Below are 12846 nucleotides of genomic sequence, written 5' to 3'. Positions count from 1 at the left end.
GCCTCAGCCCGCCAGTGCCCGGAAGAAGGCGTACGTGTCCAGCACGACCAGCAGCAGCGGCACCAGCGCGATGGCGGTCCACAGCTCGGCGATGTCCGCGACCTGGCCCCAGATCGGCAGCAGCCGGGTCTGCGGCAGCCGCCAGGCGCCGATCACCAGCATCGCCACGACCAGCAGCACGCCGACCAGAAGTCCGATGCGCCCCACCGGGGCCAGCGAGAAGGCGTACGCGATGACGACCGCGGTGATGATCAGGGCGCCGGCCCAGACGGTCGCACCGCGCTGCCACACCGACAGCAGGGACTTGGCCCGCAGCAGGCAGGCCAGCCCGAACACCAGCGGCAGCACCACGCTGATCCAGCCGTCCACGCCGATCAGCACGACGCTGTCCACCAGCGACAGCACGGACGACGCGACGATCACGGCGGTGAGGTAGCCGTCCGCCAGCGCGGACCGGCCGGCGATCAACGACGCCGGCGCGGGGTCGATGTCCTGCTGGAGCTCGTCGGTGGTGCGCGGGAGGGTCGGCACCCGCAGGCGGGCCAGCCGGGCGGAGACGCGGGCCCCGAGCGTGGCGAACAGGAACAGCGTCACCGCGACGATGCTGACCGCGCCGGGGGTGTCGGCCGAGGTGCCGGTCCGCAGCACCGAGCCGAGGATCGCGCAGATGCCGAGCAGGCCGGCGGTGCCGTAGATGGCGACCCCGCCCCGGGTCGCGGCGGCGAGCGCGCCGGCGACCAGCACCACGCATATCCCCGACAGCAGCACCCCGGACGGCTGCGGGGCGAAGAGGCTCGCGACGTCCTGCTCGCCGATCAGGCCGGCGGCCGCGGCGAACGCGCAGGCGGCGATGCCGCCCACATAGGACAGCACCTTGTCGTCGGAGACGGCGTGGATGGCGACCGTGCCGCCGCCGAGCGCCAGCACGATCACTCCGCAGTACAGCGCGAGCAGCCCGCCCGGGCCGCCGGCCACCAGCGTGGCCACGCCCAGCGCGGACGCCGCCAGCACGGCCAGGCCGATCATCGTGCGGCGGGTCGACTCCGGCCGCCAGCGGTCCGGCCGGGCGGCGATGGCGTCGCCGACGCCGTCCGCGAGGTCGTCGTAGGTCAGCTCCGGGATCGGGGCCTCGGCGGCGCGCAGGTAGAGCACGTCACCGTCGTGCAGCTCGGCCTGCTCCGGGGTGGCGTCCAGGTCCAGCGGCCGCTCGCCGAGGCGCTGGAGCACCCAGTCCCGGCCGGTGTCCTGGCCGCGGTTGACGTGCCGTGCCAGCACCGGCACCAGCAGCCCGAACGTGGCGGCGCTGGGGATCGCCAGGTCGGCCCGGCCGTCCGGGCCGTGCACGGTGATCCGGCACAGGTCCGCGGGGCCGGATCCGCCCGTGCCCAGGGGAATCTGGTCGATCGAGGAGTCCGACACGGCCACCATCTGCCCGTGGGGCATGGCCGGGAACGACGCGTCGGCGCCGATCGCGTCCGTTGGCCTCATGCTGACGTCGCTCCTGTCGTGGATCCGTAGTGGTGAGACAAGCTCGGTTCGGTGTCGTGACGGGGTTTCGGCATCACGCCATCCCGGTCTGCAGGAGACGCACGTCACGCCGGGTGACCAGCTGGGCCCGGCCCGGCGGCAGCTGCCGCGGCTTGGCCTCGCCGAGGAACTTGCCCTCTTCCTTGGGATAACTGAGCAGCACTCCCGGGTTGCCCAGCTCCCACATGCGGCGCAGCAGCGGGTCCATCATCGCCCGCATCGCGCCGGAGGTGCTGCGGGCGATGACCACGTGCAGCCCGATGCTGGCGCCGTGGGCCAGCAGCGGGATCAGCGGCTGCATCGGGGACGCCATGCCGCCGCCGCTGACGAAGAGGTCGTAGTCGTCGATCAGCACGAACAGCTGCGGCCCGGTCCACCAGTCCCGCTTGGGCAGCCGGTCCGGGGTGATCTCCGGACCGGGCATCCGGCGGGTCATCGACACGCCGGCGTTCCCGATCAGGTCGGACAGCGCGTCCGGATCGACGGCGTAGCCGATCCGGTACGCCTCCGGCACCTCCTCGTGCAGCTCCCGCCGGGTGTCAGCCAGCAGGATGCGCGCCTCGGTCGGGCTGTAGCGGGCGATCACGTTGCGGGCGATCAGCCGCAGCATGTTGGTCTTGCCGGTCTCGGTGTCGCCGAACACCGACAGGTGCGGCGTCATGTCGAAGTCGTGCCACATCGGCGCCAGGCGCTGCTCGTCAAGGCCGATGCAGAACCGGGCGAACTGGGGCTCCGGCGCCGGCAGGTCGGCGATCGGCAGCTTGTTGGGCAGCAGCCGGACCTCGGGCGCGGCCTGGCCGGCCCAGAAGGTGGCGATCTCCTCGACGGCCGCCTTGGTGGCGGTGGTCAGGTCGTCGGTGGCCGACGAGCTGTCGATGCGCGGCAGGCCGGCCAGGAAGTGGAACTTGGCGCTGGTCAGGCCGCGGCCGGCCTGCTCGGGCACCCGGGCCGCCACCCGGGCGCCCAGCTCGGACTCCATCGGGTCGCCCAGCCGCAGCTCCAGCTTGGTGCCCAGCACGTCGCGCATGGCCGGCCGGATCTCCGACCAGCGGTTGGTGGCGATCACCACGTGCAGGCCGAAGGCCAGGCCGCGGGCGGCCAGCTCGGTGATGCGCGGCTCCAGGTCCTGGAAGTCGGACCGGATCGTGCCCCAGCCGTCGATGATCAGGAACACGTCGCCGTTGGGGTCGCTGATCTTGCCGGTGGTCCGGCCCTGCCGGTAGGCGACCATCGAGTCGATGCCCATCTCGGTGAAGATCTGCTCGCGGCGCTCCAGCAGCTGCGCCAGTTCCTCGATGGTGCGCAGCACGCGGTCGCGCTCCAGCCGGGTGGCGATGGAGCCGACGTGCGGCAGGCCCGCCGTCGAGACCAGGCCGCCGCCGGCCAGGTCGAGGCAGTAGAACTGGACTTCCTCGGCGGTGTGGGTGAGGGCCAGCGACAGCACCAGCGTCCGCAGCAGCGTGGACTTGCCCGACTGCGGCGCGCCGACCAGTCCGATGTGGCCGTTGGCGCCGGCCAGGTCGGCCACCAGCAGCTCGCGCAGCTGCTCGTACGGGCGGTCGACGATGCCCAGCGGCACCCGCAGCGACCGGGTGGCCGGGTGGTCCAGCGCGGCCATGCCGCGCACCGGGTCCGGCACGATGCCGGGCAGCAGCTGGTCCAGGCTCGGCGACTCGGACAGCGGCGGCAGCCACACCTGGCGGGCCGGCGGGCCCTGGTCGACGAGGCGGTCGATCAGGACGTCCATCAAGCTGTCCTCGCCGTCGCCGGCCGACTCCAGCTGGACCTCCTCGGTGGTCCTGGCCGGCGCGTCGTCCTCGGGACGGCGGATCCGGCCGGGCATCAGCCCGAACGGCGCGACCTCGCCGACCACCTTGGACTGCGCGGCCGGCGAGCTGTCCGGGGCGTCCGGGCACGGGCCGGACACGTAGGCCGCCTTGAACCGCACCAGGTTGGTGGTGTCGATCTTGAGGAAGCCGTGGCCGGGCGCGGACGGCAGCTCGTAGGCGCTGGCCACGCCGATGACGCTGCGGGACTCCATGGCGGAGAAGGTGCGCAGCGCGATCCGGTAGGACAGGTGGCCCTCGACGCGGTGGATGCGGCCCTCGTCCAGGCGCTGCGAGGCCAGCAGCAGGTGCACGCCGAGCGACCGGCCCAGCCGTCCGATCTGGACGAACAGGTCCATGAACTCCGGCTTGGACGACAGCAGCTCGGAGAACTCGTCGACGACCACGAACAGCACCGGGAACGGGGCCAGCTGCGCGCCGCCGGCGCGGGCCTTCTCGTAGTCGTACAGCGACGAGTAGCCGTGCTGGCGGAGGAACTCCTGGCGGCGGTTCATCTCGCCCTGCAGCGAGTCCTGCATGCGGTCGACCAGGGGCAGCTCGTCCTGCAGGTTGGTGATCACCGCCGAGGTGTGCGGCATCTTGTCCATGCCCATGAAGGTGGCGCCGCCCTTGAAGTCGACGAGCACCATGTTCAGCACTTCCGAGGAGTGCGTGGCCGCGAGGCCGATCACCAGCGTGCGCAGGAACTCCGACTTGCCGGAGCCGGTGGCGCCGATGAGCACGCCGTGCGGGCCCATGCCGCCCTGCGCCGACTCCTTGATGTCGAGCTCGACGACCTCGCCGTTCTCGGTGACGCCGACCGGCACCACCAGCCGGGCCCGCTGGTTGCGGCGGGGCCGCCACTGCTGCTGCACGTCGAAGCCGCGGGCGTCGCGGATGCCCAGCAGCGTGGTCAGGTCGAAGTTGCTCTCCAGCGGCTCGTCGATCAGGTCGACGGTGCCGCTGGTGCGCATCGGGGCCAGCAGCCGGGCCACGTTCTCCGCGCCGGCCACGCTCATCTGGTCCGCGTCGGCCTTGCCGGTGGAGTCGCCGGCCGGGAACTCGACCTGCTCGCCGGCCACGGTCAGGCGCAGCACGTCCGGGCCGCCGTGCATGCCGCCGGTGACGTCGAGCAGCACCACGTTGCGCAGGCCGGTGTCGAGCAGTCGGGAGTGCTCCGGGATGTGCACCCGGTGCGCCACCACGACGTGGAACGGCTCGTTGGGGCCGGGCGGCACCGTGCGGTCGAAGTCGGGCCGGTCGGTGACCGATGCGCCGAGCAGGTCCATCAGGGTGTCGTGGTCGCCGGACACCACGCGCACCGGGCCGGCCTCGTCACGAGCGGTCGCGTGGGAGATGTGCGGCAGCCACTTGCACCAGTCCCACTCGGCGCGGCCGGGCTCGTCGGTGAGGATCGAGACGCGTAGGTCGTCCGGGGAGTGCATGACGGCCAGCTGGCACAGCATGGCGCGGACGAGCGCGAGCACCGGGCCGGCCTCGCCGGCGAACTCGACGCTGGTGAAGCTGCGCAGGCCGACCGCGATGGGCAGTTCGGACACCGTGCGGTAGGCGCGGATGAAACGACGCAGCGCGATCGCCGTCAGCGGTTCGAGGTCCTCGATCGGGCGAGTGCGCGGCGGCACGAACTCCAGGGCGGCCCGCTGCGCGCCCAGGCCGATGCGGACCCGGCCGAAGTCCTCGTGGCTGGCGCGACGCTCCCAGAGGCGCGGGCCGGACACCAGCGACCAAAGCGAGGAAGGCTCGGGATTGTCCCAGCGGGAGGCGGCACGCTGGTCGTCGGCGGCGGCGCGGGCCTGGCCCCGCAGCTGCGCGAGATAGCGGAGGTAGTCGCGGCGCTCGGCGCGCATCTTGCGCTTGCGCTCCATACCCTGGCGCCCCAACTGCGTGACGCTCATGCTGACCATGGAGACGCCCATCATCCCGGACATCATGTACACGGTCGGGGAGCTGCCGGCGATCGAGAACATCATCACCATCGCCGCGCTGCCCAGGCCCATCGGCAGGTACACCATGGCCGAGCCGAAGTCGAGGCTGGCCGGCTCGCCGAGCACGGGGGGCTCGGCCAGCTCCACCTCTCCGGTCGGCAGGGCGGGACCGGCGACGCGCTGCGATCGTTTGACGATCACGATGCTCATCAGTCTGGCTCCAGGGCTAGCGGCGGCAAGCTCGTCAAATGCTATGTGAGGCTTTAGGGCACTGTTGTACTACTGGCACCTACGGCAACCGATGAGTGCCCTAACTTCCCTGCACGGTGACCGTCACAGTAGTGACCGATCCACAGGTCTCCCTTACCGGGTAGCACAAAGCCGAAGGCGGGACGAAACTTTCGAACGGTTCTTCACCGCAGCGAAAACGCGCGTCGAAAGAACTTCACAACAATGTCGTACCGTTTCCGTTACGTAGTTTTTCCGCTCTTCGACTTCGCATGCATCCCACACGGCCGAGCGACAAAACCGGTTCGCCCTTGTGACCTGCTTCACACTCGTGCGAGTGGTTCGCACGTCACCCGGGCGTGCGGTAACCGTTGTGCACCCACGGCCGGCCCTCCTCGACTGCGCAGCAGGTCCATAGTGGACGGAGGCCGGGCGCCGCGCCACACTTCGGCACGCACCGCCAGTTCCTATGGGCTCGACGGCGGCCGTGGCGCGACCGGCCCGCGATCCTGCCCGCGAATCCGACCAGCGCTGCACGTTCGTTCACGTTCTTGATCCGGACTTGATGGAAGCGCTCTCCTCTCGATCCGGCTCCAACCATGCCCAAGGTCTATCAACGTCATCTCCACGAGTTCTCCATGGCTGTCCAGGCGCGCGCCTATCCCCAGGTCGGGGGCCATTTCCCGATGTCCGGGCCACGGCGCGCCCGCCCGTGCGGGCGGCTCAGCGGCGAGCAGAATCGCCACGAGCGTGGCGCCGGTGACACCCACGGGAGAACCCCGCACGGCGGCCGAGTGAAGGGTGGCATCCGTCCGGCGGTCCCGGACCGAACCACGCGCGGACTGTCATGGACCTCATGACCGAGATCACCCTTTTGCGTGACATCACCCATGGCGGCCGGATCGCCCAGCCGGCCCGGATCGCCGCCCGGCTGGCCGCCTTCGTCGGGGCCGCCCGCACCAGCGCGCACCTGGCCGTCTACGACTTCCGCCTCGGCGACGAACTGGCCGAGCCGGTCGTGGCGGCGCTGACCGAGGCCGCCGCCAACGGCGTCGACGTGCGAATCGCCTATGACGCAAGCAAACCCGCTACCGGTTTCGCGAAGCTCGGCGCCGACCCGGCGCCGCCCGGCACGGCCCAATGGCTTCATTCCAGGCTCGGCGAGAGCAAGGTCGGGCTGAGACCCGTCACCACTCCGTCCGGACAGCTGATGCACGACAAGTACGTCGTCGTGGACGGCCGGCGGGTGTGGACCGGTTCGACGAACTTCACCGACGACGCCTGGACCCGTCAGGAGAACAATGTCGTGCGGATCGACTCCACCGCGCTGGGCGCCGCCTTCGAGCGGGATTTCGAGCAGTTGTGGGAGTCCGGCGACATCCGGCGCACCGGCCTCGGCGACCGCGGCACGATCACCGTCGGCTCGGCGGCCGTCTCCTGGTCGTTCGCGCCCGGCGAGGGCCCGGCGATGGACTCCGACCTGGTGGCGATGGTGAGCGGCGTTCGCAACCGACTCGTGATCGCCTCGATGGTGGTCACCTCGCACGCCCTGCTGTCCGCCCTGGCCAGGGCGGTCGACGCCGGCGTCGGCCTGAGCGGCATGTTCGACGCCGGGCAGATGGGGCCCATCGCCCGCGCCTGGGCCAGGAGCAGGTCGGCGGCATCGGCGCAGGCGCTGGCCGACTGGACCACGGTGTCGGCTCGTCTCGTCGGCAAGAAGTCCACGCCCTACACCCCGACCGGCGTGCACGACTTCATGCACCTCAAGGTGTTGGTCTGCGACGACACCGTGGCCACCGGCTCGTACAACTTCAGCGCCAACGCCGAGGCCAACGCCGAGAACCAGTTGCGCATCACCGCCCCCGCGATCGCCGACAAGTACGCCGCCTTCGTCGCCACCCTGGTCAGGGCCTACGGCAGAGCCTGACCGCGGCCGGCCGTATCGTGGCCGCGTGGACAGCGACCAGATCCGGCGACGGCCCCTCGACCCGACGCTCGTCCGGGACGAGATCGACGCCCGGGCGGCGATGCGGGCCGGCGACTTCTCGCACTGGGCGCGGGCCGGCGAGCACGTCATCCGCGAGGAGCACCACAACTTCCCCGAGCGGCTGTTCCTGTTCCGCCTCGGCGACGTCTGGCACGTCGGCTCCAAGACGATCTCCGACCTCGTCGTCGAGCACGGCCTGCCCGGCCTGTTCTGCAGCCGCGTCCACTGGCACAACGTGCTCGGCCCGCTGACCTCGGTGCGCACCTCCGACGCCGACGTCCGGGTCAGCTTCCGGCCGTTGGACGAGGCCGGCCGCCGGGCCGCCTTCGACGCCATCACGCCGGAAACCGAGCTGACCCACCCCTTCGCCCGGCACCGCGAGCCGGGTCAGGAAGTCGTCGCCGAGGCCTGGGAGGTCAACGACCACGAGGCCGCCCTGCTCAACCTCGGCGAGGAACACATCCGCCGGTACACGCTGGAGCGGTTCGGCCCGCGCTTCGCCGACCTGGACACGGATGTCGTCGCCTACGACCCGGCCTGCTCCACCGGCCGCTTCCTGGCCGACTTCGCGAGCCTGAACCCGGCGCGGATCCGCACGGTCGGCCAGGACCTCAGCCAGGAGATGGTGGACTACGCCGCCGCCCACCTGGAGCGGGTCCACGTCGGGGACGCCCTGGAACCGGCGGTCCCGCCGCTGAGCGTGGACATCGTGTTCGTGCGGTTCCTCAACAACGAGGTCGTCTCCACCGCCCAGGCCCGCCAGATCCTGCCCCGGCTGGCCTTCTGCCTGAAGCCCGGCGGCACCATGGTCCTGCTCGGCCACAGCCCGCTCCTGGTGGACGCCATCGACCTCGTCGGAGCCGGCATGACCGTGACGCAGACCGTGGCCCGCCAGGACGACCACGTCTTCCAGTACTACGTCTGCGAAACGAGGCGCCTCCGCTCAGCCTGACCCGCCGGGTTTCGGGGACTGCGCCGCCACCGCTGCTACCGCCTTACCCCGGCCCTGGGCCCCGGCCAGGCTCGCCCAGCAGCCCCGGCAGGTCGACGACGACCCGGGTCAGGCTGAAGCCGTCCGGCGGCACGCCCTTCGGGGAGCTGATCCAGTTGCCGCGGTCGCGCACCCGGAAGGTCTGGTCCCCCACCAGCAACAGCGAGACGTAGCAGCCGTAGTCGATGGCGAAGCCGTCGTAGAGCCGGCCGGGCTGGTGCGGGTCGACGATGCCGCGCCGGAGCAGGTGCAGCAGGCGGGCGTCGTAGAGCTCGTCGATGGTCTCGTACGCGGCGTAGTCGAGCTGGTCCAGCACGAACGTCCGGGACCGCCGGACGCCGACGATCTCGTCGACCAGCAGTTGCAGCGTCCGCCGGGCCGGCTCGTTGACGGTGAGGGCGTTCTGTTTATCCCGCAGGAACCAGTCCTTGGCGGCGTTGCGGACCTCGGCGATGCCGATCGGCTCGGCGTTGGCGTGCTGGGCGGCCAGCGCGGCGATGTTGATGGCGTCGCGGGGCACACCCTCGGCCGCCCGGACCAGCTCGCCGAAGGCCCCGCGCCGGAACGTCTCGTCGACGAAGGCGGTGGCGTCGACCGGCGGCTCCCGGACCATGGTGGCCAGCTTCGGCCCGGCGTGGTTGTAGAACAGCTGGCCGAAGAACTCCTGGGCCCGGTTCTGGGTGTGGTCGAAGATCATGAAGTCGTCCAGGCTGACCGCCGAGGCGGCGTCCGAGCCGACCTCGATACCCAGGTAGTCGCCGCCGCTGGGCAGGAAGAACCGGGACCGGCGCTCGATCGCCGCGATCTTGACGCTGACCCCCGGCACCGGCAGCACGCTGCGCCGCAGCAGGTCGGCCAGCAGCGGCTGGAGCTCCAACGGCAGGCTGCTCCACTCGTCCAGCAGCAGCCACAACCGACTGGGGCGCAAGGCTTTTGTCACCGCCCGGAGCGCCCGGCCGAGCGGCCCGAACAGCACGTGGTGCCGCTCCACACCGGTCCGCAGCAGCCGGCTCTCGGCCCGCACGGTCCGGCGTTGCCCGGCGGAGAACCGCAGGCCCGGCTTCATGGAGGCGAACAGCTCGACCGCCGCGCCGGCGCTTTCCTTCTCCCCCGACCGGGTTTCCGCCTCCACCTCGCCGACGACCTCCACCGCCGTGGAGGCGTCGACGAGCGCGTCCATCGCCGCCAGCAGGGCGTCCGGATCGGCGATATCCCGTTCCATGGCAACGGAAAGCAGCTCCTCGTGGATCGCCTCCATGGTGTCGACGAGCAGGTGCGTGCCGCGCGTCGACGGCGTCAGCGTGCTGTCGGCGTACAGGCCGCCGGCGGAGCCGATCGTGCGCAGGTCCACGTACACCGGCACGTCGCCGGTCCGCTCCACCAGGTCGCTCAGGTACAGCAACGCGTGCGTCTTGCCCGTTCCCCTGCGCCCGTACAGGATCTGGTGGTCCTCGGAGTTCAGCATCGCCGAGAACGAGCCGGCCGCCACGTATGTCGTGGCCAGCGTGTAGCGGTCGGTGCTCTCGGCGCGGCGCGGGATGCGCATCAGGGCCTGGTTGACGTGCCGCTGTCGCCTGTCCGTCATGGTGGCCAAGCGTGCCCGCCACGCCGTGACCCCACATCGGCTGCACGGGTGGCGCGTTGGGCGATACGTTGCTGCTCATGGCGGAATCCGATGAGCAGTACGACGCGCTCGGCCAGACCTACGAGCGGGCCAAGCACATCCCGACCGGCCTGGCCGAGCAGGCGACCTTCCTGGCCGCGCTGCCGCCGCTGGCCGGCCGGTCGGTGCTGGACGTCGCCTGCGGCACCGGCTTCTACCCACGCCGGTTCGTCGACCTCGGGGCGTCGCGGGTGATCGGCGTCGACTCGTCGGAGGAGATGGTGGCGTACGCGAACTACGTGGAGCGCAAGGAACCCCGCGGCATCTCGTACCGCAGGGAGGACGCCGCCACGCTGCCGGTGCTGGGCCGCTTCGACGTCGTGACGGCGGTGTGGCTGCTCGGCTACGCCGACGATCCCGCCGCGCTGGACCGCATGGTCGCCAACCTCGCGGCGAACCTCGCGCCCGGCGGCCATCTGGTGGTGGTCGTGCCCAATCCGGACGCCGACTTCGCCGTGCTGGCCGGACCGTACGGCCGCTACGGCTACCAGGTCATCCGCACCGGCACGGCGACGATTCGGACTCCGGTGTCCGTGCGGGTGCTGGACGAGCCGGCGTTCGCCTTCGACTCCTTCTACTGGCCCGTCGGCGCCTTCGACGGCGCGCTGCGCCGGGCCGGGCTCGTCGAGATCACCCGCGCGCCGACGGTCCTGCCGGCCGACGACCGCGGCGCGGAGTTCTGGGCGGATCTGCTGCGCAGCCCCAGCTTCGCCGTATTCACCGCGAAGTCCGAATAGCCGACACGCCACCGGCCGGAAACCGCTGATGCGGTTTCCGGCCGGGGCTGCTCTCGGCTACGCCCGGGCGTAGGTCATGCAGTTCGTCGCGTTGCCGCCCTCGCCCGGCGCCACCCGCACGCCGCCCGGCGCGGTGCACTCCAGGTCGCGGTTGTGCGTGCAGTCTCCGCGTGAACAGGCCCCGACCTGGGCAACCGCCATCGGCAGGCCGCCCTTGCGGGCCAGCGGAATGAACGTCGCGCAGTCGGCGTGGCCGTTCTCGCCGCTGACGGTGATCGCGAAGGCGTGGCAGCCGTCGTGGTTGTACGAGCACCCTGTGACGGTGCATTCGCTGACGGCGGGCATCGCGGTGGCGGTCATGAGCACTCCTCATGGCGTTGGTTCGGTGAATCCGACCGTGCCAGCGAATACCCGTGATCGCAACCCGAAAACAATTAGGCGAGCCTTGGCTAAATGTGAGAAAGAATGCGCAATGACACCCCGGTAGCGTGACCGTGCCGGATGACCTGCCGCCGACCGGTCCGAAGTGGACGCTTTCGCGGCGGAGATGGCGTTCAAGGGCTACTACGCGCACTGGTCGCCACCCGCCTGCGGCACGCCGTCGCACGCCTGACGGGGGCAGCCGGTGCGGCCACCCCCGTCAGAGCGGTCAGAGCTCGATACCCAGCAACGCATCCACGGCCGTGCGGATCAGGCCCGGCGCCTCGGCGTCGGAGCCGCCGTGGGTCAGCGCCTGCGCGACCCAGGCGTCAACGGCGGCAATGGCCTTCGGCGTGTCCAGGTCGTCGGACAGATGATCCCGCAGCCGGGCCACGGTGTCGGTGGCGTCCTGGGCCGATGCCAGGGCGACGGCCTCACGCCAGCGCGCCAGCCGGGCCTGGGCCTCGGTCAGCAGGCCGTCGGTCCAGGCCCGGTCCTGGCGGTAGTGCCCGGCGAACAGGGCCAGCCGGACCGCGCCCGGATCCACGTTGTCGGCCCGCAGCCGGGACACGAACACGAGGTTGCCGCGGGACTTGGACATCTTCTCGCCGTCCAGCCCGATCATGCCGGCGTGCGCGTAGTGCCGGGCGAACGGGTGCCTGCCGGTGAGGGCCTCCGCGTGCGCGGCGCTGAACTCGTGGTGCGGGAACACCAGGTCCGAGCCGCCGCCCTGGACGTCGAAACCGTCGCCCAGCCGGTTCAGCGCGATGGCGCTGCACTCGATGTGCCAGCCCGGACGGCCCGCGCCCAGCTCGGACTCCCACGACGGCTCGCCGGGGCGGGCCATGCGCCACAGCAGCGCGTCCAGCGGGTCCCGCTTGCCGACCCGGTCCGGGTCGCCGCCGCGCTCGGCGAAGAAGCCCAGCATGGTCGGGACGTCGTAGTTCGACTCGTACCCGAAGTGCCCGGAGGCGTTGCGGTCGAAGTAGACGTCCGGATACTCGGCGTCGTCGGCCCGGTAGGCCGCGCCGCTGGCCAGCAGCTTGCCGATGACCTCGACGATCTCCGGGATGGCCTCCACCGCGCCGACGAACTCCCGCGGCGGCAGCACCCGCAGCGCCACCATGTCCTCGCGGAACAGGGCCGTCTCCCGCATGCCCAGCACGACCCAGTCGTCCTGGTCGCGCTGCGCCCGCTCCAGCAGCGGGTCGTCGATGTCGGTCACGTTCTGCACGTAGTGCACCTGGTGCCCGTTGTCCAGCCACTGCCGCTGCACCAGGTCGAAGGCCAGGTACGTGGCGGCGTGGCCGAGGTGTGTCGCGTCGTACGGGGTGATCCCGCAGACGTAGATGGTCGCCGTCTCGCCGGGGGCGGTCGGCCGGACCTGCGCGGTCGAGGTGTCGAACAGCCGCAGGGGCCGGGGCGTGCCGGGGACCCGGGGTACCGGGACTGAGGACCAGGTCTGCATGACACCGACACTAACTTGGGCTCCGGTGTGGGACAGCACTCCCCGTCCGACCG

8 protein-coding genes are annotated in these 12846 nt (G+C 71.3%); 3 read left to right on the top strand and 5 right to left on the bottom strand.

Going from position 1 to position 12846, the window contains the following annotated elements; genetic code table 11:
* Positions 1-3: 3 nt before the first annotated feature.
* Positions 4-1488, bottom strand: a complete 1485-nt coding sequence (gene eccD, locus AB0M73_RS15925; RefSeq protein ID WP_363891345.1) for a type VII secretion integral membrane protein EccD — start codon at positions 1486-1488, stop codon at positions 4-6.
* A 73-nt stretch (positions 1489-1561) separates the two neighbouring features.
* Positions 1562-5509, bottom strand: a complete 3948-nt coding sequence (gene eccCa, locus AB0M73_RS15920) for a type VII secretion protein EccCa (RefSeq protein ID WP_363891344.1) — start codon at positions 5507-5509, stop codon at positions 1562-1564.
* A gap of 874 nt (positions 5510-6383) precedes the next feature.
* Here eccCa and AB0M73_RS15915 point away from each other — a divergent pair.
* Positions 6384-7454 (top strand): phospholipase D-like domain-containing protein, encoded by a 1071-nt coding sequence (locus AB0M73_RS15915; RefSeq protein WP_363891343.1) that lies wholly within the window; start codon positions 6384-6386, stop codon positions 7452-7454.
* A gap of 25 nt (positions 7455-7479) precedes the next feature.
* The gene (locus AB0M73_RS15910; protein ID WP_363891342.1) at positions 7480-8466 is read left to right on the top strand and encodes a class I SAM-dependent methyltransferase; all 987 of its coding nucleotides are present in this window, start codon (positions 7480-7482) and stop codon (positions 8464-8466) included.
* Positions 8467-8509: 43 nt separating this feature from the next.
* Here AB0M73_RS15910 and AB0M73_RS15905 read toward each other — a convergent pair whose 3' ends face one another.
* Positions 8510-10090, bottom strand: coding sequence for a hypothetical protein (locus AB0M73_RS15905; protein ID WP_363891341.1), 1581 nt, complete (start codon positions 10088-10090; stop codon positions 8510-8512).
* A gap of 77 nt (positions 10091-10167) precedes the next feature.
* Between AB0M73_RS15905 and AB0M73_RS15900 the strand changes: the two genes are divergently transcribed.
* The gene (locus AB0M73_RS15900; protein WP_363891340.1) at positions 10168-10905 is read left to right on the top strand and encodes a methyltransferase domain-containing protein; all 738 of its coding nucleotides are present in this window, start codon (positions 10168-10170) and stop codon (positions 10903-10905) included.
* Between the two features lie 57 nt (positions 10906-10962).
* On the opposite strand, the gene AB0M73_RS15895 is transcribed toward AB0M73_RS15900, so the two are convergent.
* Positions 10963-11265: a DUF1540 domain-containing protein gene (locus AB0M73_RS15895; protein WP_043724954.1), complete on the bottom strand. Its 303-nt coding sequence runs from the start codon at positions 11263-11265 to the stop codon at positions 10963-10965.
* A 289-nt stretch (positions 11266-11554) separates the two neighbouring features.
* The gene (mshC, locus tag AB0M73_RS15890) at positions 11555-12793 is read right to left on the bottom strand and encodes a cysteine--1-D-myo-inosityl 2-amino-2-deoxy-alpha-D-glucopyranoside ligase (protein ID WP_363891339.1); all 1239 of its coding nucleotides are present in this window, start codon (positions 12791-12793) and stop codon (positions 11555-11557) included.
* Between the last annotated feature and the right edge of the window lie 53 nt (positions 12794-12846).

The organism is Kutzneria sp. NPDC051319, assembly GCF_040682195.1.
Lineage (GTDB): Bacteria > Actinomycetota > Actinomycetes > Mycobacteriales > Pseudonocardiaceae > Kutzneria.
This window is presented reverse-complemented; position numbering and strand designations above follow the sequence as displayed.